This is a genomic window from Enterobacter sp. 342, assembly GCF_036663495.1.
Taxonomy (GTDB): domain Bacteria; phylum Pseudomonadota; class Gammaproteobacteria; order Enterobacterales; family Enterobacteriaceae; genus Enterobacter.
Map to the genome: position 1 here is coordinate 80,028 of NZ_JAWUEI010000008.1, position 25,302 is coordinate 105,329.

Consider the following 25,302-nt stretch of genomic DNA (forward strand, 5'->3'; position numbering starts at 1 on the left):
TATGTTCAGTGCACCGCCTGTACAAAAAGTTTCTGTGGTGATCCCCGTTTATAACGAGCAGGAGAGCCTGCCTGAACTGATCCGCCGCACAACCGCCGCCTGCGACACCATGGGCAAAGCGTATGAAATTCTGCTGGTGGATGATGGCAGCAGCGATAACTCCGCACTGATGCTGACCGAAGCCGCACAGGCAGAGGGCAGCCATGTTGTTGCCGTGTTGCTCAACCGTAATTACGGCCAGCACTCCGCCATTATGGCCGGGTTCAGCCATGTCACGGGCGATCTGATCATCACCCTGGACGCTGACCTGCAAAATCCGCCGGAAGAGATCCCGCGTCTGGTGGCGAAAGCTGATGAGGGTTATGACGTCGTCGGTACAGTGCGTCAGAACCGCCAGGACAGTATGTTCCGTAAGCTGGCCTCACGCACCATCAACCGCCTTATCCAGCGCACCACCGGTAAAGCGATGGGCGATTATGGCTGCATGCTGCGCGCCTACCGCCGCCATATTGTCGACGCCATGCTTCATTGTCATGAACGCAGCACCTTTATTCCGATCCTCGCTAATACCTTTGCCCGTAAGGCAACGGAAATCCCGGTTATGCATGCCGAGCGCGAGCATGGGGAGTCGAAGTACAGCTTTATGCGCCTCATCAACCTGATGTACGACCTCATCACCTGCCTGACCACCACACCGCTGCGTCTGCTGAGCGTTTTCGGCAGCATCATCGCCGTGGCCGGGTTTGCGCTGTCCGTGCTGTTGGTCGTGCTGCGCCTGGTTTTTGGCCCACAGTGGGCGGCAGAAGGGGTCTTCATGCTCTTTGCCGTGCTGTTTATGTTCATCGGTGCCCAGTTTGTCGGGATGGGTCTGCTGGGTGAGTACATTGGCCGTATTTATAACGATGTTCGCGCACGTCCGCGCTACTTTATTCAACGTGTTGTCCGCCAGGAACACAAAGCATCTCAAGAGGAAAAACACCCATGAAAGCTGTTGTATTTGCCTATCACGATATGGGGTGCACGGGCACGCAGGCCCTGCTGGAAGCGGGCTACGACATTGTTGCAATCTTTACTCATCCGGACACGGCGGGAGAGAATAACTTTTTCGGCTCTGTAGCGCGTATCGCCGCTGAGCGTGGTATTCCGGTTTATGCGCCAGACGATGTAAACCACCCGCTGTGGGTGGATCGCATCCGCGCGCTCGCGCCTGATGTTATTTTCTCGTTCTACTACCGTAACCTGCTTTCCGACGAGATCGTAGGTCTGGCCGCCAAAGGGGCATTCAACCTTCACGGCTCCTTGCTGCCGGCCTACCGTGGTCGCGCGCCGCTGAACTGGGTTCTGGTCAATGGTGAAACCGAAACCGGCGTGACCTTGCACCGTATGGTGCATCGTGCGGATGCAGGCGCTATCGTGGCACAGCAGAAAGTGGCTATTGATGCCGACGAAACGGCGTTGCAGTTGCATCAAAAACTGAATGCAACCGCGCAGACACTGCTGCGTGATGCGCTTCCCACCATCCTCAATGGCACCTTCAGCGAAACTGCACAGGATGAGAGCAAAGCGAGCACCTTTGGCCGCCGCGCGCCGGAAGATGGTCGTCTGGACTGGAACAAACCCGCTCGCCAGCTGCACAACCTGGTGCGTGCGGTAACCGACCCGTGGCCGGGTGCATACAGCTTTGCGGGTGTCAGCAAATTTATCGTCTGGAAATCCCGCGTGCGCGACGACATTCCAGCGGCAAAACCAGGTACCGTTGTTTCTGTCTCCCCGCTGATCGTGAGCTGTGGTGAGCAGGCTCTGGAGATCGTTACCGGACAAACCGATAACGGTCTGTATGTTCAGGGTACTCAACTGGCACAGTCTTTAGGTCTGGTGACAGGGGCGCTGATCACCAGTGCGCCAGTTGTTGCCATCAAACGCCGCACCCGTGTGTTGATCCTCGGCGTGAACGGCTTTATCGGTAACCACCTGACTGAACGTCTGCTCAAGGACGATAACTACGAAATCTATGGCCTGGATATCGGCTCTGATGCGATCAGCCGTTTCCTTGATAACCCGCGTTTCCACTTCGTGGAAGGGGATATCAGCATCCATTCCGAATGGATCGAATATCACATTAAAAAATGCGACGTGGTGCTGCCGCTGGTCGCCATTGCCACGCCGATTGAGTACACCCGTAACCCGCTGCGCGTGTTCGAGCTGGACTTCGAAGAGAACCTGAAGATCATCCGCGATTGCGTAAAATACGACAAACGCATCATCTTCCCGTCTACCTCTGAAGTGTACGGCATGTGTACCGACAAAAACTTCGATGAAGACACCTCCAATCTGGTGGTCGGGCCGATCAACAAACAGCGCTGGATCTACTCTGTCTCCAAACAGCTGCTGGACCGCGTGATTTGGGCCTACGGTGAGAAAGAGGGCCTGCGCTTTACCCTGTTCCGTCCGTTTAACTGGATGGGTCCACGTCTGGATAACCTGAACGCGGCGCGCATCGGTAGCTCACGTGCGATCACGCAGCTGATCCTGAACTTGGTTGAGGGCTCCCCAATCAAGCTTATCGAAGGTGGCAAACAGAAACGCTGCTTTACTGATATTAGCGATGGTATCGAAGCGCTGTTCCGCATCATCGAAAACAAAGATAACCGCTGCAACGGTGAGATCATCAACATCGGTAACCCGGACAACGAAGCGAGCATTCGTGAACTGGCAGAGATGCTGCTGGCAAGCTTTGAGCGCCATCCACTGCGCCATAAATTCCCGCCGTTTGCCGGTTTCCGTGAAGTGGAAAGCAGCAGCTATTATGGCAAAGGGTATCAGGACGTTGAGCACCGTAAGCCAAGCATTCGCAATGCGAAGCGCTGCCTGAACTGGACGCCAACGGTTAAGATGGAGCAGACCATTGATGAGACGCTCGATTTCTTCCTGCGCACTGTGGAGCTTTCGGAACAGGACTCATGAAAAAAGTCGGTTTACGCATTGATGTCGACACCTTCAGGGGGACGCGTGACGGCGTACCCAAACTGCTGGAACTGCTGAGCAAGCACGATGTGCGTTCCAGCATTTTCTTCAGCGTGGGGCCTGACAACATGGGACGCCATTTATGGCGTCTGATTAAACCGGCATTTCTGTTCAAAATGCTGCGCTCACGCGCAGCATCCCTCTATGGCTGGGATATTTTGCTGGCCGGGACCGCATGGCCCGGCAGGCGTATCGGTGCGGGTAATGAAGCGATTATCCGTGAAGCGACACGGCAACATGAGGTCGGCCTGCATGCCTGGGATCACCATGCCTGGCAAGCGTGGGCTGGCGTCTGGGACATATCGCGCCTGACCCGTGAAGTCGAGCGCGGTATGCTGGAGCTGGAGGCCATTACCTGCCAGCCTGTGCGTTGTTCCGCCGTGGCGGGATGGCGTGCGGATCAACGTGTTGTGAAAGCCAAAGAATCCTTCGCATTCCGCTACAACAGCGACTGTCGCGGTACCGGGCCATTCTTACCGCTGTTAGGGGAAAATCGCTACGGGACGGTGCAGATCCCGGTCACGCTTCCCACCTGGGATGAAGTGGTTGGCCGCGAGGTGAAGGCTGAGGAGTTCAATCGCTACATTCTGGACCGCATGCATCGCGATACCGGTACGCCGGTGTATACCATCCACGCAGAAGTGGAAGGGATTGCGTATCAGCATGATTTCGATGAACTGCTGACGATGGCTGCTCAGGAGGGAATTCAGTTCTGTCCGTTGAGTGAGCTGCTGCCAGACGATCTCAGCGTCCTGCCCGCGGGCAAAATAGTACGTAATGAAATGGCTGGCCGGGAAGGCTGGCTTGGCTATCAACAAACCGTGAGTCCGGTCCCATGAAAACAGCCCGTTATGGCTTAGCGCTTCTCGCACTGTTTATCGTTTACTACCTCATCCCTGTCGATATCCGCCTGCTGTGGCAACCTGATGAAACGCGATATGCAGAAATCAGCCGCGAAATGCTGGCATCAGGAGACTGGGTTGTCCCGCATTTCCTGGGGCTGCGTTACTTTGAAAAGCCGATTGCTGGCTACTGGATCAACAGTATCGGGCAATTGTTGTTTGGGCATACCAACCTTGCCGTGCGTGCCGGGGCCATATTCTCCACCGGGTTTGCGGCGCTGCTGGTCATCTGGATGGCCTGGCGTCTCTGGCGGGATAAACGCGTTGCCATATTCTCCGGCCTTATCTTCCTGACGCTGTTCCTGGTTTACGGCATCGGTACTTATGCCGTGCTGGATCCCATCATCACCCTGTGGCTGGTGGCGGCGATGTGCAGCTTCTGGCTGGCCTCTCAGGCTGAAACCGTAGCCGGAAAAGCAGGGGGGTACGTGCTCCTTGGGCTGGCTTGCGGCATGGGAGTGATGACCAAAGGCTTCCTGGCGCTGGCAGTACCGGTGATTGGCGTGCTGCCGTGGGTCATCGCTCAGAAGCGCTGGAAAGAGGTGCTGATTTTTGGCTGGCTGGCGATCCTGAGCTGTGTGCTTATCGTTCTGCCCTGGGCACTGGCGATTGCACATCGTGAACCTGATTTCTGGCGTTACTTCTTCTGGGTTGAGCATATTCAGCGTTTTGCCCAGAGCGATGCCCAGCACAAAGCGCCATTCTGGTATTACCTGCCATTCCTGGTCGCGGGTAGTCTGCCGTGGTTAGCGTTGTTGCCAGGCGCGTTCCGTCTTGGCTGGAATGACAGACAAAACACGGCTGGTGGATTCTATCTGCTGGGATGGGTGGTGATGCCGCTGCTGTTCTTCAGTATTGCCAAAGGCAAGCTCCCGACCTATATCCTGCCTTGTTTTGCCCCGCTGGCGATTCTGATGGCGCGCTATGCCTGCCTCGCGGCAGAGAAAAGTGCCCGAGTGCTGCGCATTAACGGGGGGATCAACCTGGCGTTTGGTGCCATCGGCGTGGTGGCCGCTCTGGTCGTCTCGCCGTGGGGGCTCTCTAAACACCCGGTCTGGACGTCGGTAGAACTGTATAAAGTCTTCTGCGCGGTGGTCGCGTTCCTCATTTGGGCCGTGGTGGGCTGGTTTACTCTCAGGCAGAGCCAGCAACGCTGGTGGCTGGCAGCGTTGTGTCCAGCGGGTCTGGCGCTGCTGATTGGTTATGCGATCCCTAACCTGGTGGTGGATTCCAAACAGCCGCAATCGCTGGTCGACACCGTGCGCGAACCGCTGCAGGAAAGCCGGTTTGTGCTGGCCAATAACGTCGGTGTGGCCTCTGGCCTGGCGTGGGAGCTTAAGCGTAATGACATCATTCTGTTTGGTCAGAGTGGCGAACTGCGCTATGGCCTGGATTACCTTGATGCGAAAGACCGTTTTGTCGGTAAATCTGATTTCGACGGGTGGCTGGCGGAACATCGCCAGCAGGGGCGTATATCGCTGGTGATTCTGCTGTCAAAACGCGACGATCTTAAGCGGGCTAATTTGCCAGAACCGGATAGCCTGTATATCCAGGGTCGTCTGGCCTACCTTCAGTATCTACCGAAGTGATGACCTGGCTCTGGCTGATACTGGCAAGCTTGCTCAGCTGCGCGGGGCAGCTTTGCCAGAAGCAAGCCACCCGTCCGGCGAAAGTCGGGCGGCGTGGTGTACATATCGCGCTGTGGCTTGGCCTGGCCCTGTTGGCACTGGGCTGCGGGATGCTGGTCTGGCTGGTGGTCTTACAACGTCTGCCTGTGGGCATTGCTTACCCTATGTTAAGCCTCAATTTTGTCTGGGTGACGTTGGCGGCGAAGACCGTCTGGCGTGAGAACGTTGCTTCGCATCACTGGCTGGGGGTCGGGTTTATCATCATTGGCATTATTGTGCTGGGAGGAAGCCTGTGAAAGGGACGTTCTGGGCCTTATGCAGCGTACTGTTAGTCAGCGCCGCGCAGCTGCTGCTGCGAAGCGCCATGCAGGCGCTTCCCCCTGTCAGTGATGTCCTGGCGTTAATTTCTGCCCTGTGGCACTTCTCATCCGGTACCGGTGCGCTGCTGCTGGGGTTAACGGGGTATGTAGCCTCTATGGGCTGCTGGTATCTGGCCTTACATCGTATGGCGCTCAGCAAAGCGTATGCCTTGCTGAGTCTCAGTTATATTCTGGTGTGGGGCGCTGCAATCCTGTTGCCAGGCTGGGGGGAACGTTTCTCCTGGCACGGGCTGGTGGGGGTGGGGTTTATTATTCTCGGCGTGCTGGTGATATTTCTGCCCCGCACGTCTCGTGGTACAAAATCACCCCGGGAGTAAGGGTAAACGGGGTGGGGGTGCAGACGGCGAGACTGAGCGAGCCAAACTGAAGCTGGCTCACTGAGTGGCTCTGTGAGGTGCTGTCGATACTGACAATTTGCCAGGCACTGCCGCCTCGCTGCTTCACAATCGCCTCTTTTCGCGTCCAGATCCCCCAGAACGCCGGTAGCTTTGCCTCCGGCGCTTCGCGCTCCAGCTCCGCATGTTCCGCCACGCTGAAAACGGCGTTCGCCAGTGCCTGCCAGTTCTCGCGCGGGCGTATCACTTCGATATCACAGCCCACTTCGCCTTCATCGCTCACCAGCAGGGCGATGTCGTCCCCGCTATGACTCAGGTTAAACCAGAGCCGATGGTCTTTTGCAAAGGCGGGTTTTCCCTGTTCGCCGTACACAATGTCAGGCAGTCGAGAAGGGGACAATGCCCGGGCGAGCAGCGTCCTGCCAGCCAGCCAGGAACGGTGTCTCGCACCCTGAGGTGCCATATCTGCGAGCGTTGACGCCAGCGGGTCCGCGCTAAGGGTGGAGATTTTTCCCAGTATAAACTGGTACATAGTTACGCCCAGCGTTTGATGATGATAGAGGTATTGATGCCGCCAAATGCGAAGTTATTGCTTTGCAGATACTCGCAGTCAATCTGACGGGCCTCTCCCATAATATAATCTAAAGCACCGCATTGCTCATCCGGCTGCGTTAAATTGAGCGTTGGGGCAAACCAGCCTTCACGCATCATCTGCACACTCATCCACGCTTCCAGCGCACCACACGCACCTAACGTGTGGCCAAAATAGCTCTTCAGTGAGGAGATGGGGACACTGTCGTCAAAGATGGCAGCAGTGGCCTGGCTTTCGGCGATATCACCGCGATCGGTGGCGGTACCGTGCGCAGAAATATACCCAATGTCCGCTGCGCGTAAACCTGCCATCGCCAGCGATTGCTCCATGCAAATCTGCATGGTTTCACGCTGTGGTTGGGTGATGTGCGCCGCATCGCAGTTGGTGGCAAAGCCCACGATCTCACCGTAGATGGTCGCCCCGCGCGCTTTGGCGTGCTCCAGCTCTTCCAGAATCAGCGTGCCAGCACCTTCACCAATGACCAGACCATCGCGCTCTGTATCGAAGGGTGACGGCGTGGTTTTCGGCGCGTCGTTGCGCTGGCTGGTGGCGAACAGCGTATCAAATACCGCCGCTTCTGACGGACAAAGCTCCTCGGCACCCCCGGCGACCATGACGGTCTGATAGCCGTGGCGAATGGCTTCCCAGGCGTAACCGATGGCCTGACTGCCGGAAGTACAGGCACTCGACGTCGGGATTACGCGGCCACGTAACCCAAAGAACAGGCCGGTATTGACCGCGGTGGTGTGTGGCATCATTTGCACATAGGTGGTGCCGGTAATGTTATTGGTGTGTTTTTCCATCAGCATGGAGGCGAAGTCGCTGACCGGTCCTGTACTGCCCGTGGATGAACCATAGGCGATGCCGGTTTGCCCCTGCGTCAGTACCGCGTCATCGAGCAAGCCCGCCTGCTCAAGCGCCAGTTCGGTGGCGCGGGTGGAGAGCAACGACACGCGGCCCATGGCTCGAATGCGCTTGCGGGTATAGTGTGCCGGGAGGGTGAAATCCTCGATGGGGGCGGCCAGCAGCGTTTGCAGACCGGCATACTCTTGCCACTCCGTCATGGTGCGTACAGCATTTTCGTAGCCAAGCAGACGCTGTGAAATGGTCGGCCAGTCCTCGCCAAAGGCGGTCACGCCCCCCATTCCTGTGATCACCACCCGACGTGTCATAACATCCCCCCGTTGATCGAGATCACCTGGCGTGTCACATAGCCTGCCCGGTCCGACATCAGATAACTCGCCAGACCGGCCACCTCGTCGGCCTGTCCCATGCGCTGCATCGGGATCATGGACATTGCCTCTTTCAGCGCAGCCTCTTCCATCTCGATCATGCCGGTATCAATCAGCCCTGGCGCGATACAGTTAACGGTAATTTTGCGCTTTGCCAGTTCAATGGCCAGCGCTTTGGTGGCGCCGATAATACCGGCTTTGGCGGCACTGTAGTTCACCTGTCCACGATTGCCCATCACGCCTGACACGGACGACAGGGTGATAATTCGCCCGCCTTTGCGGGTGCTTATCATCGGCATAATGCAGGGATGAATGACGTTATAAAAACTGTCGAGGTTGGTGTGGATGACACTGTCCCAGTCCTCTTCGCTGAGCGCCGGAAATGCGCCATCGCGGGCGATCCCGGCATTACTGACCACGCCATACCATGCACCAAACGTACTGATTTCCTGTTCCAGAACCTCGCGGCACTGCTCGCGATTACCCACGTCAAACATCAGTAAACGGCCTGTGCCGCCGGCCTGAACAATCGCATCCAGCGTCTCCTGAGCGCCGTCAGCATCACGATGATAATGCACGCCCACGGTGAAACCGTCAGCCGCAAGCTGACAGGCGATTGCGCGGCCAATGCCTTTGCTGGCACCGGTAACCAGTACGGAACGCGTCATGATGGAGCTCCCTGAGTGAAAAGTGAGGTGAGTTCGTCCTCGCTGGGCTGGAAGGTATTTACGCGGCCCGTGGCAAGAGGGGCGTTATCTGTCTGGATAATGCATTCAAAGCTACCAAAGCGTTCATCCTGCATCAGGCGTTCGATGGTGATGGTTAACGTGGTGCCTGCGGTAAAGCGCCCTGCGCTGCATACCAGCTCGCGCGCACCCAACACCATGCCCAGCGCGCTGTGGGGCAAGCCTTTTTGCAGACGGTGCCATTCAGACCAGACGCCCACAGTCTGGGCCATCAGTTCCAGCGCAAACCAGCCAGGCAGATCGCCGTCAGCGTTCAGGAACGGAGCAAGCACACCGTGCCCGTCGACCGTGACGCTGCACACCGCGCTGCTGTCGGTGACACGCTCAACGCGCTCCAGCAGCATCATCGGCGCGTCGTGAGGCAGGTAGTCACTGGGGGATAAATAACTCATGACACTCTCCCCAGCAGAAGGCTGGCATTGTTACCGCCAAAGGCGAATGAGTTCGATAAAATCACCGGTTTTTTTAGCGGCGCACTCTGATGCAGTAAACCGCAAGGCGGCAGCGTGTCGTCCGGCGCGTAGCGGGAAAAATCCTGCGGTGGCAGCGGCAGATCACGAGTCAGGATCAGCCAGCTTAATGTGGCTTCGGTGATCCCGGCTGCGCCAAGCGTATGGCCGGTGAGGTGTTTGGTAGAACTGCACGGTACCCGGTCGCCAAAGAGGGCGTTAATCACGTGTGCCTCAATGCGATCGTTGAGGGGGGTGGCGGTGCCGTGCAAATTAATATAGCCCACGTCATCTGCCGTCATTCCCGCCTCGTTCAGTGCCTGGGTAATCGCGCGAATAGCGCCTTCCCCCTCGGGATGTGGGGCAGAGATATGGTAAGCATCGCTCGATTCTCCCGCCCCCAGCAGCGCAACTTGATCCGGTTCGCGGGTCAGTACCATGAGTGCCGCCGCTTCACCGATGGTGATCCCCCGGCGGTCGCGGCCAAACGGTTCGCACTGCGTCGGCGAGAGCGATTCAAGGCTGTTAAAGCCGTTGACCGGCATCCGGCTTAAACTATCTGCACCACCAACAATAGCCACGTCCACCAGTCCGGCATCGATCAGACGCTGTCCGCTGATGATCGCCCGGGCGCTGGAGGAGCATGCGGTCGAAATGGTATATGCCGGGCCATCCAGTTGCAGCCAGTTGGCCAGGAAGCGAGAGGGGTCGCCCAGCTCCTGCTGCGGATACTGCCATTGCGGGCTGCGCTCGCCGTTCAGGGAGAGGCGCACGTACTCATCGCCTTCATCCAGCCCCGAGGTGCTGGTGCCAAGCACCACCGCCACGCGGTCGCGACCCACGCGCGCAATGGCTGCCTCGACGGCAGGCAGAATCTGTGCCAGCGCAGCTAACAACAGCTGATTGTTACGGCTGCGATGTGCTGACATGTTATCCGGTATCGGCGGTAGTTCACCCTCTACGCCACCCAGCATGGCATCGGGTAACCCTTGCAGCCATCCGGCGCGATGACGCATACCCGGCGCAACCCCGGCGTTCAGGTTTGCCGCGATCTCATCGGCTGAGTTGCCCAGCGCGTTGACCATGCCAACAGCGGAAATGTAAATCATCTCAGTCACCCAGATATTGAATGGTGATGTGGTATTTAAAGACGTGCTGCTCAATGCTGATCGGCTCACGCTTACCTTTGCGTTGCAGGTAGACAATCTCTGTCACCAGCTTGCCGTCGGGGTTACGCAGTTCGCGTCGGGTTCCAGTATCCTTTAGCGTCCAGCCTTTCGGCAACTGAGGCTGCCAGGCGCTGAGTGGCCAGTGGCTGAGCATCACATCTGCCAGTACCTGGCTGGTGGGCGGCAGCTGCGGCATCACGACTGACTGCTCGGTGTGGATCCCGGTGCCATCATAGGTTGCGAGGAACAGGCGGATCCCTACTGAGGAGAGCCCGGCCAGCGTCACTTTTTGCCCGTCGGCGTCCAGCAGAACCAGCAGCGACTGGGTCTGGCCGTTAAAACGACCGGTCAGCAACTGCTGAGAACGGATGGCCGGCGTAATGCCCGGCGGTGGCAGCGTCACCTGAGTGCCAGGCTGAAGCCAGGCCTGCGGGCGATTCCCTTCAGTATCGGTTGAATGGCTGCAGCCTGCCAGTAGCAGCGTCGCTGCCAGCGCGGCGGCGCGGTAAAAAGCGTTCATTATCGTTTTCTCTCGTTCTTGACCGGCATCGCCAGCGGGGCCAGCAGGAAGGCGGTAAAAATACCGCTTACCAGTACAATCCCAAAGCTACTGATGGCCTGCGTCGCGCTGAATACCAGCATGCCCAGCGTCAGCAGCGTGGTCATCATCGCCAGGGTGATGGCCAGCATCGACGTTAGCGGCGTACCGCGCGGGTTGCTGAAAAACAGCGTGTAGTTGATGCCAATGCCGAGTACCAGCACCAGCGCCAGCAGTGAAAACAGATTGACGGAGTGCCCGACGACGGCCAGTGCCGCCAGCCCGCAGCTGAGCGACAGCACCGATGGCACCAGGCTGATAAGTCCCTGGCGCCAGCCAAGACGGATCATCGCGCCGCAGGCGATCACCGCCAGCGCCACGCACAGTAGCCCCGTCAGCAGCGTGCGGTAGAGGGCAAACAGGTTGTCAAAACTGGCCTTGCGATCGACCCAGACGACGCCTTTATGCTGTGCAGCCAGTTCACTCAGTGCCGCGCTGTTTTTGACGCCATCCACCGGGACGAGCACGCCGCTTTCGCCGTCTGGCAGGGTCAGCCAGAGCAGACGCCAGCCTTCACTGGCCGGGCTGGCAAGCCAGGCCTCCACGCTGACAGGCATCGCCGCCAGATTCGGTGATACGGTGTTAAGGCCCGCGCTGCGCAGCCCGTTCGTTACCGCAGGTGCAGCGTTGTGCAGGAGCGCAAGATCGCTTTTTTGACGCTTCATTGAGTTGAGTGGCAGGGTTCGCCAACTGGCAAGCTCACCCGCTTTTTGCGCCTGAGTCAGCGCCGGGGTAAAGGCCTCCAGCCGCTCCAGCGTTTGCTGGGCTGACGCGCCGTAAACCACAAACCACTTCTGATCGACGCGCTGGCCGGTCAGGGCGGTGATGGTTTTCTCCTGCGCCAGAAGCGTTTTCGGCAGCGCCTGCAACTGGGTGATATCGTCGTCCACCTTCAGAGTAGCAATCCCGACAGCGGAAAGGAGCGCCAGCGTGACAGGCAGGCCAACAGCGAGCGTTTTTTTACGTCGCCAGGCGGTCAGCCAGCGCGACATCACTCTCCTGGCCGGAACCGGGCGGACCGGCAACCCACGGCACAGCCAGGGGTGCCAGAATATCACCGTCAGACAGGAGGCGCTCAGCCCCACGGCAGCAAACAGCGCCATCTGGCGGATCCCGGGGAAGGGGGCCAGCATCATAATCAGGTATGCCACGACGGTTGTCAGAAGCGCCAGCAGCAGGGCATTACGTACTTTATCCAGGCTTTGCCACGGTGAATTTTCGCCACCGTGTACCAGCCGTTCGGTCAGGTAGTAGAGGGTGTAATCTGCCGAAATACCGATGATGCTCATGCTCATCACCAGCGTCATCAGATGCAGTTCGCCAAACAGCAGCAGGGTGGCGACCGTGCCTGCCAGCGCTCCGATGGCAATGGAGATCGCGCATAGTAGCAACGGACGCAGGGAGCGGAACGTCGCCACTATCAACAGGAACACGCCCAGAAGGGTGGCCACACCCAGCGTGGAGATATCCCGTTTGGCCTGCTGGCTGGCGTAATCGCTGTAAAACACCGTGCCGCGAGACAGCTGCTGTGCCTGTGGATAATGTGTTTTCAGCGTCGCCTGTAGTGCGTTCAGGGTGGTGACCAGCCGGTGGGTTTGCTGCATATCAAAGGAGGAACCCGCCAGCTCGCCATGCAGCAGATACCAGTAGTTTCCGGCTTCATCCCGCGTCACCAGCCAGCCGTCCATCAGACGCAGCTTCTGGCTGTTTTGCGCCAGCGCGAGCTGCGCGCCGCGCATCAGCATCAACGGATCGCTTTGCAGCTCTTTGCCGCTCACGCCGGAAAAGGCCGAGTAGAGCTGGGATAAAACCCACTGCGCCTGTGCTTCACCGCCGTTTTGCAGGCGGGCGCGGGTAGCGGGGTCAATCAGCCCGTTGCGATGCTGCCAGAAAAACTCACCCCAGGCTTTTTGTCCGGCGGCGTCCATTGGCCCTTTGACCTCGCTCAGCGCTCCGCTGCTTTGCAGCAGCGTCAGCCACTGCTGTGCAACGCGCGGATCGGGTTTTTTGCCGGGGCTGACCAGCCAGACAAGCTGACGGTCGAGCCGCTGCATAAACCCGTCGTTGAGCGCCGGAGGAACGGCTCCCAGCGTCTGTGTCGGCAACATGGCCAGCACGCTGCTGTTCAGGCGCGCGCCGGGCAGCAGCGACACCAGCAGACCCAGCAGGATCAGGCATACCGTGGTCCACAGCAGTGCCGGGCGCAGCGATTTACGGTGCGGCAAAGCGTTGGCGTTCGTCATCGGTCAGGCTGGCGGGTGTCAGTCGGTGATTAGAGAGGGTGATATCCGTGCGGTCGCCCTGTTTGTCGTTGAGACGAATAGACTCCAGATACGTTGCACCGCCCAAATCGAGGGTAGCGAAAATGGTGTCCAGCGGTGTTGTTGTGGGGGTCAACACCAGAGACCAGCGCCCTTCCCCCAGGTCTTTAAAATCAATGCGGAAATTTTCTTCCAGCACCTTACGATCGGCCTGGAATAACGCCCGCAGCAGGTGGTTGAACTGGAACATCTGCGGGTTATTGTCGGCGGTAATGGTCTGTGGCGGTTGGCCGTTGATGGTCTGCACCATCCGTTTGTCATCCAGCAGCAGCGTCATCGGAAACGGGGCTTTTTGATCCCACAACAGGCCGTTGTCACGGGCGATCACCATTTCGCCCTGCGAACGCAGCGGCTGCGGCATATCTTTGATCGTGCGAACCTGTTCGAAGTGCGCGCGCACCACAGGTTGTTCTGTGAAACGCTGCTGCAGCTCATCCAGCGTTACGGCACTGACCAGCGGGCTGAAGATCAACGCCAGTAAAGGCAACCATTTCATGGCGTTACTCCCATACGTTCAAACAATATCGCCGGGCTGACAAAGCACATTTCGCGGGTGGCCTCGTCGACTGCTACCTGGATGGTGTAACCGGTGGTGGTGCGTTTACCGGTCTGCGCGTCGAAGATTTGATAGGCAATACGCAGGCGGTTTTCATACTCTTCAATGTGCGCCCGGACCCGGATGCGTTGCTCAAACGTCACCGCATCGCGATATTTCACCCGCGTATCGACAACCGGCCAGACATAGCCGGAGGCCTTCATCTGGCGATAGCCATAATCAAACTGATTGAGCAGCGCCTCGCGGGCGATCTCAAAGTAGCGGAAATAGTTGCCGTGCCAGACCACGCCCATCATATCGACGTCGTGGAACGGGATGGTCATCTCGACTTCCGTCGTAAAGCGGGGATCGGTCAGCACCCTTTACTCCTTCTCGGTGATCTCGGGCAGTTGCCAGAAATCGAAAAAATTAAACCAGTCGAGCGGCGACAGTAAGGCGTAATGCTCCAGCCGCCGGACGTAGCGATCGACGGTGTGTTGCAGCGCCTGCTGGCGCTCAGCGCGCGGTAACAGCAGCGGGTCGGCAAACGGTTCGCAGTGCAGGGTCAGCTTTCCCTGCTGGCTGAGGGCAAAAATCAGCACCACCGGACAACGCAGAATGGAGGCCAGGATAAACGGCCCCTGCGGAAACGGTGCGGGCTGGCCCATAAAATCGCTCCAGATCACACGCCAGTTGCCGCCGCGCTGCGGCGTGACGGCGATACGATCGCCCACGATGGCCACCCATTCGCCGCGATCCAGTTTTTCTTTGATCAGAATAGCGGTCTCAGGGCCGATGTCGGTGACGGGCATCAGGTGAATACCCGCCTGTGGAGCCATCTCTTCCATGATCTGCTTAAAGCGTTGGGCGTTATCGCTAAAGACCAGGGCGTTGATGGTTTTCCCTCCTTCACGCTGCGCCAGCGCGCGGCAGGCTTCCACATCGCCAAGATGCGAGGCCAGCAGCAATTTACCCTGAGGGTCATCCAGCCCCAGCGCCTCGCTGGCCCCCGGCGCAAACACCAGATCGCGATGAAGGTGCATCTCGCCGCGCCAGCTCGCCACTTTGTTCAGCATGGCATGACCAAAACGCAGGAAGTGAAAAAAGCTGTGCAGCCGGGGGGGCTGAGAGATCTGTCGCTGTGCCATGACCTGCTTAACCCGCCTCAGCCATTGCCGCGACGCCTGACGCGCCGAACGGGCGGTAAGCCAGTAAACGGCTGTGACCGGCCACAGCAGGAGGGTGAAGGCCTTGCGCCCAAGTAACTGCCAGACGCGTAACATCAGGCGCATTCCCCACAGCCCTTTGACTTCCTGCTGTTGCGCCCAGTGCTGCGGCCTACGGCGCATCAGCAGGGAAGGGATGCGCGGTAACATTCCCAGGAACAGGCGGGTATGCATCAGCGAGATGCGCACGTTGTCATTTAGCGCATCGAAGTGAGAGACACCGTCTGGCGGATAGGTGACGCGGGTGGGCAGAAAATAGCTGGGCGTGCCCTGCCAGTAGAGGCGGACCATTACTTCGGTATCAAAGTCCATTCGCTTGCCGAGCGGGGTACGCGCGGCAAGCTGCATCACCGGCGCAACCGGGTAGACCCGAAAGCCGCACATGCTGTCTTTCAGTTGCAGGGACAGGGTTTCAATCCAGACCCAGACGTGGGTTACCCAGCGTCCGTAGAGACGCGCGCGTGGAATTGAGTCATCGTAAACAGGTTGACCGGAAATCAGTGCATCAGGATGACGTTGCGCCAGCGCCAGAAAGCGGGGGATATCTTCAATGGCGTGCTGACCGTCGGCATCCACCTGGATCGCATGGGTGAAGCCGCGCTCTGCGCAGGCTTTCAGTCCCGCCATCACCGCCGCGCCTTTGCCGCTGTTTTTTGCCAGGTGTAGTAACGTGACCTGAGGATGCTGCTCCGCTAAGTACGCAAGCGTACGACGCGTATGCTCTTCACTGCCGTCGTCCACCACCAGGCACGGGAGGTTAAACGGTGCCAGTCGTGCGAGCACCGTTGCCATCATCGCACCGTGGTTGTAGCAGGGGATCAACACGCAGGGGCGGAAGGTTACTGACATAGGCGAATCTTCCCGCTGCTGGCGGTATGGCGCTCACTGCCCGCATGGCGCTGGTAGCTGAAGCTGAGCATCTCACGGGCAGGGTGCCAGTCAAGGACCAGCGTCACTGTGTTGTCTGGCAACAGTGGGGCCGCAAACTTCACATTCTGAATGCTGTGAAAACGGTAGCCTGGAGCCATCAGGGTGATGGCGTAATGCATTACCCAGTCGAGTTGTGCCACGCCAGGGAGCAGCGGCTGGATGGCAAAATGTCCCTTAAACCAGAGAAGGTCAGGATCCAGATAGAGCGTTATCTCCAGATGCTCCGGATGCGTCTGGTGGCGTTCGATTTCATGGATCTTCATGAAATAACTCCTGTAGCTGCGCAGTCACACGCTTGTTCATGCTGTTGACCGGGATTTCATCAACGATCCGCCAGTAGCGAGGCACGGCAACCGGCTCAAGGCAGGGACGAAGGGCGCGACGCCAGGCTGATTCCTGGGCATTTTTACCCACGTTATCTCTGTGCAAACGCGCCGCGTCATTGAGCACCAGCAGCACGCCAATACTCTGGCGTCCCCCGCGCATCACTACCAGCGCGGCGGCGTCGCAGATGCCGTCCAGCGCCAGCAATCGCTGTTCAATCTCATCGAGCGAAATTCGTTTATCTTCAATTTTGACCACCCGACCACGGCGTCCGACGATGTTGAACTGTCCGTCAGCCGCGAAATGCAGGATATCATCCAGCACTATTCCCTCCGCCTCGTGGATCAGCGGCGACGTCACACGATCGCCGTGGAACGTCACACCGGGGAACGGCTGCCAGAGTGTCGTCTCATCCTGACGGTGACGCCAGGCCATAACGCCCGTTTCGGTGCTGCCGTAGATTTCATCAAGCCAGATATTCAGCCAGCCCTGAAACGCAGTGATATCCCGCCAGGGCAGTACGCCACCTGCGGAGAAAAGCAGGGCAACGGGAGGAGGCGTCAGGGCCGTATCCAGCCGCTTGAGGAATGCCGGGCTGCTGATGAAAAGATAGCGTTTGTCGTGGGGAAGGGCTGAGAGTTGCTCGGCATAGTTGAGCAGGCTGGCATGCACCGGCAGACCGAGCGCCATGGGTAAGACGACACGAAACGTCAGGCCATACAGATGATGCAACACCACGGAAGCCACGACGCGACAGCCTGTCAATCGTTCGCCAAACCGGTCAGCAAGTAAACGGGTTTCACGATCCAGACTGATAACAGGCTTAATGACTCGCTGCGGCGCACCAGTAGAGCCAGAAGTGTAAAGCTCGATCACGCGCGTATCGTCAATGGCAGGCAAGGGGGAAAAGTCGTTGCTAGTCGGCACTGTGGAAGTGAGCAACTGCTGTCGCCCCGAAAAATCGAGCGTTGTGTCGCTCAGGACGCCACTGAACAGGGACCGCTGTTCGTTAAGCTGTGCCGCCCGGCTGTGCCCGGGAAGCACGGGGATTTTTCCTGCATGCAGCGCCGCCAGCAGGGCGACGATAAAAAGATAGCCGTTATCAAAACAGAGCGCCCAGCGCTCACCCTCTTCCTGACGCAGTATGTCGACCAGTTGCGTGACATCGTGGCGCAGCTCGCCGAGCGTCCAGATACGGTCGTCAAGCCAGGCGATCGGCGTATCATCAGGACGCGGGGCATTTAGCCACTGGCTAAGAGGAAGCGGTTTATACATCGTGTTTAATTACCCGTTGTCGCACCAGCCATTCACACGCCATCAACGTGCCCATCAGGATGTAGGCAATTATCCCGTTCCACAGCGTCCATAGGCGCATGTCGGCGTACAGCACGGTAAACAGCGCGACAGCCCCGTTGCCAATAAAAAAACCGCACCAGACTTTAGTCACCTTGCGCGTGTAACGAACTCCGGCAGGAGACAAGTTGGGTTCCCGTATCCGCGCCAGCCGTTCTACCATCGGCATGGTTGTCCACAGCGAACTCCCAAATACCACCAGCATCACCAGATTGACGACCACCGGATAAAACAGCACCCACTGGTGAGCGTGCAAAAGCGCGCTCGCCACGCACAGCACCACCCCGGCCAGTGCCACACTCAGGATCACGTAGCGCAAAGGACCGCGATGCTGGCGCACCTGCCAGACACGCAGCAGCAACACCAGAACCATCAGGGGCAATATCCACTGCAGATTGTGGCTTGCAAGGCCGTAGCCAATCAAAAATGGCCATGCCAGCAGCATCAGACCCGTCAGTATCGGGATGAATGGAATGGCAGGCACGTCAGGCGTCGCGCTGGAGTTGTTCCACAACGTCGACGATGTCCTGAACGGTACGCACCGCTTTGAAGGTTTCAGGTTTAATTTTATGACCCGTCTTCTTCTGCAGGTTAACCACCATATCCACGGCATCAATGCTGTCGAGATCCAGGTCTTCGTAAAGCCGGGCTTGCGGTGTAATGATCTCAGGGTCGAGTTCAAAAAGTTTAATAAGAAGCGCAGAGACTTCCTGATAAATCGTTTCTTGTTCTGTCATAGCGGGTCATTCTCAGGCGCGTTGTTGATGGATAAAAGCGGCGAGCGTGGCAACGGAATAGAAGTGCTGACGCATCTCGTCGCTTTCGGCAGAAAGCACTACGCCGTACTGATTTTTCACAGCCAGCCCCAGTTCCAGGGCATCAATAGAGTCCAGACCCAGTCCGTCGCCAAACAGCGGAGCGTCGGTATCAATATCCTCTGGGGTAAGATCTTCCAGATTCAGCGTAGAGATAATGAGATTCTTAATTTCAAGATAGAGCGCTTGCATCTTTCATTCCTGACAAAGATTGAAGACCGGATGTTAATTGCTGCTGCATATACCGGTTTAACTGCCTTGCCGCCAGCGCAGGTTCGTGCTGGCTTGCATCGTAAAAATCATGAATGTTGATGCGTTCGCGAACATCCACGGTAAAAATTGGTTTATCAGGCGGCACATTGTACCAGCGGCTGTGTTTATCCAGCATGCGTTCGCTACAGTGGATCACCACCACGCGCAGGGAGCTGTTGCAACGAACGGCAATATTCGCCGCGCCCCGTTGCAGGGAAATGGCTTCGCCAACGCGGGTGCGGGTGCCTTCCGGAAAGATTAGTAGGGTGTCGCCCTGGGTCAGACGCTGCTGGCTGGCACGAAGCAGCGTTTCTGCTTCGCTGTTGATCAGGTAGTCAGCTGCGCGGATCACGCCGCTGACGAACGGGTTACGCAGCAAGGTGCTTTTCACCAGACAGTCGGTTTCGTTCATCACCGAAGCAAGGATCACATAGTCCAGTAGCGAAGGATGGTTCGCTATCACCAGGCAGCCGCGCTCGGCGCGTAAAACATCCAGGTTGTTGAAGCGGTAATCCAGCACGCCGGTACCGCGAACGACCGCGAGGAACAGCCGAAAACTGGCTGAAATACTGCGTCGCGCCAGTCGACGGCGTTTCGTGCGATCGCGCTGAAAAATCAGCAGCAGGTTAAACCAGACCAGCGACAGCAGCAGCCCGCCAAGGCCAAACAGCGCAAAGCAGAAGCCGGTCATCAGCATGCGCCATAACCGATTGATGCGGGACAGAAGACGGCTCATTGGCGTGTCCACTGCCACTGCAAACGCTCGCCCGTAAGGGCAAATCGCTGTGTGTCGCTCAGGTAATGTCGCAGGAACTGAAGGCTTTGCGGCAACGCCGGCTCTTCCCCGGCACGCCCACTTTGGGTTTCACAGCAGAGTGCGTCACCGGCTTCAATCACCAGCGCCAGGGCGTAAGGCCAGACAGGCATCTGCGGGGGGAGCCCGGCTTGATAAAACTCAGGCAGGACGCCGTCAAAATCTACCAGCAAAACGCGGGAGTAGCCCGCGTGGAGCAGACTCAATACTTCGTACAAACTTTGCTGGAAAGTGTCCATACCGGCGGAGACCGAGGATGAAACAATAGGCTGACCAGCGGTTATCGTGAGGTTGCCAACCGCGGCGTTGTGGACAGACATCGCAAAATCGGTGGGGGAGACGGGTTGCTCTGTCGCCAGCGCTTGCAGAATACGATAATTGCGTTCCAGTTCGCCATGGCGACTGCTGTAGACCACGGCATCAATACGATGTTTATGCAGCATCGCAAGACCGAGATCGACGGCCAGCTTACTGCCTGAATTGAGACGGCGGGCGGTCATCATCGGCAGGTCGGTCAGTTTCGCAAGCGGCGCGGTGGGATCGATGGCGTCAGACTGGCGTGACCATGCCTGCCATGCGCTGGCATCGCTGAGTCCTGGCGCTCTTGCCTGCCAGTCGATAAGAGAGAGTGTAAATTTCATCTACGCGCGTCCGCGATAAACCTGTTTCTGTGATGTTTCTTCGCAAGCGCTATGTTGCAGCATACATCGTACAGTGTTGTTGTAGGCTTGCGAATAACGTTTATCCTAAAAATTTCCCGTAGAGTACTATGCTGCCCCGCTCCGGATGCTTAATCCGGGAGCCGACTCTTGGGGCGCCCAGGTCCAAGCAGAATCGCCAGTTTGCTGCCGCCTTTGGTGGTCTCCATCCAGATCTTACACACACTGGTTAGCGGGACTGACAACAACATGCCGACCGGGCCCAGAAGCCATCCCCAAATCAGTAAAGATAAGAATACCACCAGCGTCGACATGCCCAGCCGGTGCCCCATCATGCGCGGTTCGAGAATATTCCCCAGCACCATATGCACGACCAGAAAAAGTGCCCCGACCAACATGCATTCGTAGAAACCATTAAACAGGAATGCCTGAATCATCGGTGGTACGGCGGAGAGTACCGCGCCAATATTGGGCACATAGTTGAGCAAAAACGCCAGTACGCCCCACATCAACGCGAACTGCACGCCCATCAACATCAGTCCCAGCCAGACAATCACACCCGTCCAGACGCTCAAAAGCGTTTTCAGTGCCAGATACTTGGAGACGCCCTTTAATGCGCGATGTAAACCGGCGATGTGGATTTGCGGGTTATTGAGTGCAAAACGCAGCTTATAGGGCACGTGGCGCACTTCGAACAACATAAACACCACGGTCATCACCAGCAGTAGAATACTGGCCATTGCCCCGGAAAGGCCGGTCATCAGTGTGGTGGCGTAGGTCATGATTTTTTCTGAATCCATCCTGCGTAGCATCCGTTCTGGCGAGATATGCAGGTTAAGAAAGGGCACTATCTCCTGTAGTGCGACTAGCTTACGCGTCAGCGCTTTGTTGTACTGTGGCAGCATCGTGGAGAATTCGCTAAGTGATGCCGCCAGCACACCAAAAAGCGCTGTCAGGGCAATTAGCATGACGATAACCACAATGGTGATGGCCACCGGGCGGCTGACGCCCCGACGTAAAAACCAGGTCACCAGCGGGTTAAGCACAATGGCGAAAAAGAGCGCCAGCAGGAGCTGAACAATAATGTCAGCGGCAGCATGGATACCCGCAAGGATAACCACCAGGCAGGCGAGTTTTAATAAGATGTGGAGCCCTGCTTTGTCGGACGGGTTGGCGATCATGCGTGTTCCTTAATATGCTGACCCATAAAGTGTAGTGTCCGGGCTTCGCTTCGTCTGGCTCCGTTAATCTGAAAGTCGGTGCTGATTTTCTTATTGTGTCGTGGTAATAGTGAAACACTGTTGTAAAAATCCAGGTAGAACCTCATGCCCGAACCTGCCGCTGAACCGGCGCTGAGCGGACTGCGCCTCAATCTGCGCATCGTTACCGTTGTTATTTTCAATTTTGCCAGTTATCTGACCATTGGCCTGCCGCTGGCGGTTTTGCCTGGCTATGTCCATGACGTGATGGGCTTTAGTGCGTTCTGGGCGGGATTGGTGATTAGCCTCCAGTATTTCGCCACACTTCTGAGTCGCCCACATGCCGGGCGCTACGCAGATCTGTTCGGGCCAAAAAGCATCGTTATTGTGGGACTATGCGGCTGTTTCCTGAGTGGTCTGAGCTATTTGCTGGCCGCCACAACCAGCCACTGGCCCCTGGTTAGCCTGGTGCTGCTTTGTCTTGGGCGCGTGATCCTGGGTATCGGTCAAAGTCTGGCGGGAACCGGTTCGACGCTGTGGGGCGTGGGTGTCGTGGGTGCGCCGCACATTGGCCGGGTGATTTCGTGGAATGGCATTGTCACATACGGCGCAATGGCTCTGGGGGCACCGCTTGGTGTGGCTTGTTATGCGTTTGGCGGCCTGTATGGACTGGCGATTACCATTATGGCGGTCGCTGCTCTGGCGATTATCTTTGCGTTGCCACGTCCGAAAGTGAAGGCCAGCAAAGGCAAACCGCTACCGTTTCGCGCAGTGCTGGGGCGCGTCTGGCCGTATGGTATGGCTCTGGCACTGGCAACTACGGGGTTCGGCGTGATCGCGACCTTCATTACCTTGTTCTATGATGCCAAAGGGTGGGACGGTGCAGCTTTTGCGTTAACCCTGTTTAGCTGTGCGTTTGTTGGTGCGCGTTTACTTTTCCCGAACGGTATCAACCGTCTGGGTGGACTGAACGTGGCGATGATCTGCTTTGCAGTAGAGATAGTTGGGCTGCTGTTGACCGGCATTGCTATGGCACCCTGGATGGCGAAAACAGGCGTATTTCTCTCCGGCGCGGGTTTTTCACTGGTCTTCCCGGCACTGGGTGTGGTGGCGGTAAAAGCCGTGCCGCAGCAGAACCAGGGGGCGGCGCTGGCAACGTATACGGTATTTATGGATATGTCTTTAGGCATTACCGGCCCGCTGGCGGGGCTGGTGATGACCTGGGCAGGGGTACCGGTTATTTATCTTGCTGCGGCGGGTCTGGTGGTTATCGCATTGATGCTGACATGGCAGCTAAAAAAATGGCCCCCGGTGCAGGCACCGGAGGCCACGTCATCCTCGTGAAGGATTACTGGATCACGAGGGTGTTAATGATGTTTTCAGCCGCAGTCTGCGCTTTCTGTTGATCGTCCGCTGGCAGGGTGATCTGCATGGTCAGCAGTTTATTATCAACCTTACCCAGCACCACTGAAGAGTATGCGGTCTGGCCTTTTGCGGAGATGATGCTGTCCAGCTGTTGCAGTGTGTGGCCTTTCAGTTCGATGGATTTATTGGTGACCACCTGCAGCTGCGGATCGCGGCTGCGCTGCTGATCTTCCAGACGTTTTGACAGCACGCCAAGATCTTCGCTGGTGTCGTCACCCACAATCACAATGACGGCTTTCTGCCCGGTTGCGTCGGAATAAACGTGCATATTGTTCGCCTGAGTGCCCAGCTTACCGCTCTGGTCAGTCATATCGGCTGGCAGAGAGAAACTGAGTTTCCCATCCAGCAGATTCACCGGCTGACCGGTCGCATTACTCTCTGCAGATGCACCCTGAGCAGGCGTTTTCGTGTCGCTGTTATCACAGGCTGCAAGACCCACAACCAGCAGGCCAATCCCGACATATTTAACCAGATTGCGCATTGACTTCTTCCTTTCGATAAACGGCCATAACGGCTCATTCGCTCATCTTATCACAACTGATAAAGCGAACCCTTAACCAGCCTGCAATGCCGTGATTTCAGATTTATCTGCCAGCCTTTTCAGCATCATATTCAGCAATACACCATACATTGGCAGGAAGAAGACGATACTGATGAGCACCTTGAAGCAGTAGTCCACCAGGGCGATCTCCATCCAGTGCTCGGCCATGAACGCATCCGGGCTGTGCCAGAAGGCGATGAAGAAGAAGGCCAGCGTATCGCTCACGTTACCGAACAGCGTCGAGGCGGTCGGGGCCATCCACCAGCGGTGATTCTGACGCAGGCGGTTAAACACATGCACGTCGAGGATCTGCCCCAGCGCATAAGCCATAAAGCTTGCGGTGGCGATGCGTGCGACAAACAGGTTGAAGTGGGTTAGTGCCTCAAAGCCCTGCCAGCTACCCATGTAGAACAGGGACGAAATCACGTAAGACACGAACAGTGCCGGGAGCATGACCGCAAAAATAATGCGGCGAGCCAGCGGTGCGCCAAAAATTCGCACGGTCAAATCGGTGGCGAGAAAAATAAACGGAAAACTGAACGCGCCCCAGGTGGTATGAAAACCAAAGATGGAGATGGGGAGCTGCACCAGATAGTTGCTGGAGGTGATCACCAGCAAATGGAAAAGCGAAAGCCAGAACAACGCTTTTACGCGCTGCGATTCAGAAAACTGCGTCATATTTTGACCTTTTTATACGTTGGGGTGAGGGAACCCAATAAAAACCGCAGCATGATACTGCTTTGGTCAGACATTGCAATGGTTAGTTTTTACGCAATCGTTAACCTGGTTTGCATTGATCGCTACGGGGCGTAAACTACAGCCGTTTTTACCTGACCGAGAAGATCATGACCGACCTGTTTTCCAGCCCAGACCACACCCTTGATGCCCAGGGCCTTCGCTGCCCGGAGCCGGTAATGATGGTGCGCAAAACCGTGCGTAACATGCAATCCGGTGAAACGCTGCTGATCATCGCCGACGACCCGGCGACCACCCGCGATATCCCCGGGTTTTGTACCTTTATGGAGCATGAGCTGGTGGCACAGCAGACCGAGGCGCTGCCGTACCGGTATTTGATTCGTAAGGGTTAGTCCTCCGCGGCCTGATGTCCTCACCCTGGCCCTCTCCCACGGGGAGAGGGAGAAAGTCATCCTTTCATCCACACCCGGATCCCGTCCAGGAACATCTGCGTTGCCATCATCACCAGAATCAGCCCCATCAGACGTTCCAGCGCGTTCACCCCTTTTTCACCCAGCAGGCGCAGGAACAGGGACGACTGCAGCAGGATGATAAATGTCCCGCCCCAGGCGATCAGCAGGGCAATCACCAGATGGCTCATCTGGTTCGGATACTGATGTGACAGCAGCATCAGCGTGGCCAGAATGGTCGGCCCGGCGACGAGTGGAATTGCCAGCGGCACAATAAACGGCTCTTCACCCGCAGGCAGGCCGCTGCTGCTGCCTTCTGCGCTCGGGAAAATCATCTTTATGGCAATCAGGAACAGGATAATCCCGCCGGAAATGGAAACGGTTTCGGCGCGCAGGTTCAGGAATGCGAGGATTTTTTCGCCCGCAAACAGGAAGATAAACATCACCAGCAGGGCGATGAGCAGCTCGCGGATCATGATTGCCCGACGGCGCTTTGGTTCGGTGTGTTTTAGCACCGACATGAAGATCGGCAGGTTTCCGAGAGGATCCATTATCAGGATCAATAAAACCGCCGCGGAAATGATTTCACTCATGTAAATTATCCCTGAAACTCTCTATGGTTATTATGATGATTAGCTCTTTTTCTGATTGCCGGGCAATCATCGATTAATTTCGCTTGCGACTTTGGCTGCATTTTGTAATGTGAAG

General features: G+C 57.2%; 28 protein-coding genes and 1 pseudogene. 8 read left to right on the forward strand and 21 right to left on the reverse strand.

What is annotated here, in order from left to right:
- Position 1 precedes the first annotated feature (1 nt).
- From arnC to arnF, 6 genes are read left to right on the forward strand one after another with little or no spacing between them, the layout of a single operon-like run.
- Positions 2 to 985, forward strand: a complete 984-nt coding sequence (arnC, locus tag V6E55_RS08760; RefSeq protein ID WP_114979303.1) for an undecaprenyl-phosphate 4-deoxy-4-formamido-L-arabinose transferase — start codon at positions 2 to 4, stop codon at positions 983 to 985.
- The gene (arnA, locus tag V6E55_RS08765; protein ID WP_114979304.1) at positions 982 to 2,964 is read left to right on the forward strand and encodes a bifunctional UDP-4-amino-4-deoxy-L-arabinose formyltransferase/UDP-glucuronic acid oxidase ArnA; all 1,983 of its coding nucleotides are present in this window, start codon (positions 982 to 984) and stop codon (positions 2,962 to 2,964) included. The genes arnC and arnA overlap by 4 nt, the downstream gene beginning before the upstream one ends.
- On the forward strand, positions 2,961 to 3,863 hold the full coding sequence (gene arnD, locus V6E55_RS08770; protein WP_316942614.1) for a 4-deoxy-4-formamido-L-arabinose-phosphoundecaprenol deformylase: 903 nt from the start codon (positions 2,961 to 2,963) through the stop codon (positions 3,861 to 3,863). Before arnA ends, arnD begins: the two co-directional genes overlap by 4 nt.
- Positions 3,860 to 5,515 carry a lipid IV(A) 4-amino-4-deoxy-L-arabinosyltransferase gene (gene arnT / locus V6E55_RS08775; RefSeq protein ID WP_316942615.1) on the forward strand — a complete coding sequence of 552 codons (1,656 nt, stop codon included), beginning with the start codon at positions 3,860 to 3,862 and terminating at the stop codon, positions 5,513 to 5,515. Before arnD ends, arnT begins: the two co-directional genes overlap by 4 nt.
- Positions 5,515 to 5,850, forward strand: coding sequence for a 4-amino-4-deoxy-L-arabinose-phosphoundecaprenol flippase subunit ArnE (gene arnE, locus V6E55_RS08780; protein WP_410493442.1), 336 nt, complete (start codon positions 5,515 to 5,517; stop codon positions 5,848 to 5,850). The genes arnT and arnE overlap by 1 nt, the downstream gene beginning before the upstream one ends.
- Complete coding sequence (arnF, locus tag V6E55_RS08785) at positions 5,847 to 6,251, forward strand: 4-amino-4-deoxy-L-arabinose-phosphoundecaprenol flippase subunit ArnF (protein ID WP_316942617.1); 405 nt, start codon at positions 5,847 to 5,849, stop codon at positions 6,249 to 6,251. The genes arnE and arnF overlap by 4 nt, the downstream gene beginning before the upstream one ends.
- On the opposite strand, the gene acpT is transcribed toward arnF, so the two are convergent.
- The 18 genes from acpT to V6E55_RS08875 form a co-directional block, all read right to left on the reverse strand.
- Entirely contained in the window at positions 6,184 to 6,801 is a 618-nt protein-coding gene (gene acpT, locus V6E55_RS08790; RefSeq protein WP_316942618.1) for a 4'-phosphopantetheinyl transferase AcpT, read from the reverse strand. The two genes, arnF and acpT, sit on opposite strands and share 68 nt — an antisense overlap.
- Before the next feature lie 2 nt (positions 6,802 to 6,803).
- Positions 6,804 to 8,033, reverse strand: a complete 1,230-nt coding sequence (locus tag V6E55_RS08795; protein WP_316942619.1) for a beta-ketoacyl-ACP synthase — start codon at positions 8,031 to 8,033, stop codon at positions 6,804 to 6,806.
- Complete coding sequence (locus V6E55_RS08800) at positions 8,030 to 8,761, reverse strand: 3-ketoacyl-ACP reductase FabG2 (RefSeq protein WP_316942620.1); 732 nt, start codon at positions 8,759 to 8,761, stop codon at positions 8,030 to 8,032. The genes V6E55_RS08795 and V6E55_RS08800 overlap by 4 nt, the downstream gene beginning before the upstream one ends.
- Positions 8,758 to 9,231: an ApeP family dehydratase gene (locus V6E55_RS08805; protein ID WP_316942621.1), complete on the reverse strand. Its 474-nt coding sequence runs from the start codon at positions 9,229 to 9,231 to the stop codon at positions 8,758 to 8,760. The genes V6E55_RS08800 and V6E55_RS08805 overlap by 4 nt, the downstream gene beginning before the upstream one ends.
- A complete protein-coding gene (locus V6E55_RS08810; RefSeq protein WP_316942622.1) occupies positions 9,228 to 10,397 on the reverse strand; it encodes a beta-ketoacyl-[acyl-carrier-protein] synthase family protein in 1,170 nt (389 codons plus the stop codon). The genes V6E55_RS08805 and V6E55_RS08810 overlap by 4 nt, the downstream gene beginning before the upstream one ends.
- 1 nt (position 10,398) lies before the next feature.
- The gene (locus tag V6E55_RS08815) at positions 10,399 to 10,977 is read right to left on the reverse strand and encodes a DUF3261 domain-containing protein (RefSeq protein ID WP_316942623.1); all 579 of its coding nucleotides are present in this window, start codon (positions 10,975 to 10,977) and stop codon (positions 10,399 to 10,401) included.
- On the reverse strand, positions 10,977 to 13,298 hold the full coding sequence (locus tag V6E55_RS08820; protein ID WP_316942624.1) for an MMPL family transporter: 2,322 nt from the start codon (positions 13,296 to 13,298) through the stop codon (positions 10,977 to 10,979). Before V6E55_RS08820 ends, V6E55_RS08815 begins: the two co-directional genes overlap by 1 nt.
- Positions 13,267 to 13,872, reverse strand: coding sequence for a LolA family protein (locus V6E55_RS08825; RefSeq protein WP_129994815.1), 606 nt, complete (start codon positions 13,870 to 13,872; stop codon positions 13,267 to 13,269). Before V6E55_RS08825 ends, V6E55_RS08820 begins: the two co-directional genes overlap by 32 nt.
- Positions 13,869 to 14,291, reverse strand: coding sequence for an acyl-CoA thioesterase (locus tag V6E55_RS08830; protein ID WP_114979317.1), 423 nt, complete (start codon positions 14,289 to 14,291; stop codon positions 13,869 to 13,871). The genes V6E55_RS08825 and V6E55_RS08830 overlap by 4 nt, the downstream gene beginning before the upstream one ends.
- A 3-nt stretch (positions 14,292 to 14,294) precedes the next feature.
- Entirely contained in the window at positions 14,295 to 15,986 is a 1,692-nt protein-coding gene (locus V6E55_RS08835) for a glycosyltransferase family 2 protein (protein WP_316942625.1), read from the reverse strand.
- Positions 15,977 to 16,330: an ApeI family dehydratase gene (locus V6E55_RS08840; RefSeq protein ID WP_316942626.1), complete on the reverse strand. Its 354-nt coding sequence runs from the start codon at positions 16,328 to 16,330 to the stop codon at positions 15,977 to 15,979. The genes V6E55_RS08835 and V6E55_RS08840 overlap by 10 nt, the downstream gene beginning before the upstream one ends.
- Positions 16,317 to 17,666 carry an AMP-binding protein gene (locus V6E55_RS08845; RefSeq protein ID WP_316942627.1) on the reverse strand — a complete coding sequence of 450 codons (1,350 nt, stop codon included), beginning with the start codon at positions 17,664 to 17,666 and terminating at the stop codon, positions 16,317 to 16,319. Before V6E55_RS08845 ends, V6E55_RS08840 begins: the two co-directional genes overlap by 14 nt.
- Positions 17,659 to 18,258, reverse strand: coding sequence for a hypothetical protein (locus V6E55_RS08850; protein WP_236919891.1), 600 nt, complete (start codon positions 18,256 to 18,258; stop codon positions 17,659 to 17,661). The genes V6E55_RS08845 and V6E55_RS08850 overlap by 8 nt, the downstream gene beginning before the upstream one ends.
- Positions 18,230 to 18,481, reverse strand: a complete 252-nt coding sequence (locus V6E55_RS08855) for an acyl carrier protein (RefSeq protein ID WP_114979322.1) — start codon at positions 18,479 to 18,481, stop codon at positions 18,230 to 18,232. The genes V6E55_RS08850 and V6E55_RS08855 overlap by 29 nt, the downstream gene beginning before the upstream one ends.
- A gap of 12 nt (positions 18,482 to 18,493) precedes the next feature.
- Complete coding sequence (locus tag V6E55_RS08860) at positions 18,494 to 18,751, reverse strand: phosphopantetheine-binding protein (RefSeq protein ID WP_114979323.1); 258 nt, start codon at positions 18,749 to 18,751, stop codon at positions 18,494 to 18,496.
- Positions 18,732 to 19,547 (reverse strand): lysophospholipid acyltransferase family protein, encoded by an 816-nt coding sequence (locus V6E55_RS08865; RefSeq protein WP_316942628.1) that lies wholly within the window; start codon positions 19,545 to 19,547, stop codon positions 18,732 to 18,734. The genes V6E55_RS08860 and V6E55_RS08865 overlap by 20 nt, the downstream gene beginning before the upstream one ends.
- Positions 19,544 to 20,266: a beta-ketoacyl synthase chain length factor gene (locus V6E55_RS08870; protein WP_316942629.1), complete on the reverse strand. Its 723-nt coding sequence runs from the start codon at positions 20,264 to 20,266 to the stop codon at positions 19,544 to 19,546. Before V6E55_RS08870 ends, V6E55_RS08865 begins: the two co-directional genes overlap by 4 nt.
- 149 nt (positions 20,267 to 20,415) lie before the next feature.
- Positions 20,416 to 21,465, reverse strand: coding sequence for an AI-2E family transporter (locus tag V6E55_RS08875; RefSeq protein WP_114979326.1), 1,050 nt, complete (start codon positions 21,463 to 21,465; stop codon positions 20,416 to 20,418).
- Between the two features lie 109 nt (positions 21,466 to 21,574).
- Here V6E55_RS08875 and V6E55_RS08880 point away from each other — a divergent pair.
- Positions 21,575 to 22,827 (forward strand): annotated as a pseudogene (locus V6E55_RS08880) (MFS transporter).
- A gap of 4 nt (positions 22,828 to 22,831) precedes the next feature.
- Here V6E55_RS08880 and V6E55_RS08885 read toward each other — a convergent pair.
- The gene (locus V6E55_RS08885) at positions 22,832 to 23,389 is read right to left on the reverse strand and encodes a DcrB family lipoprotein (protein WP_049005375.1); all 558 of its coding nucleotides are present in this window, start codon (positions 23,387 to 23,389) and stop codon (positions 22,832 to 22,834) included.
- Between the two features lie 72 nt (positions 23,390 to 23,461).
- Positions 23,462 to 24,127 carry a 7-cyano-7-deazaguanine/7-aminomethyl-7-deazaguanine transporter gene (locus V6E55_RS08890; protein WP_129994823.1) on the reverse strand — a complete coding sequence of 222 codons (666 nt, stop codon included), beginning with the start codon at positions 24,125 to 24,127 and terminating at the stop codon, positions 23,462 to 23,464.
- A 167-nt stretch (positions 24,128 to 24,294) separates the two neighbouring features.
- Here V6E55_RS08890 and tusA point away from each other — a divergent pair, with 167 nt between their 5' ends.
- A complete protein-coding gene (gene tusA, locus V6E55_RS08895) occupies positions 24,295 to 24,537 on the forward strand; it encodes a sulfurtransferase TusA (RefSeq protein ID WP_028018047.1) in 243 nt (80 codons plus the stop codon).
- 56 nt (positions 24,538 to 24,593) lie between these two features.
- Here the strand turns inward: tusA and yhgN are convergent, their stop codons facing one another.
- Positions 24,594 to 25,187: an NAAT family transporter YhgN gene (gene yhgN / locus V6E55_RS08900; protein WP_039269593.1), complete on the reverse strand. Its 594-nt coding sequence runs from the start codon at positions 25,185 to 25,187 to the stop codon at positions 24,594 to 24,596.
- Between the last annotated feature and the right edge of the window lie 115 nt (positions 25,188 to 25,302).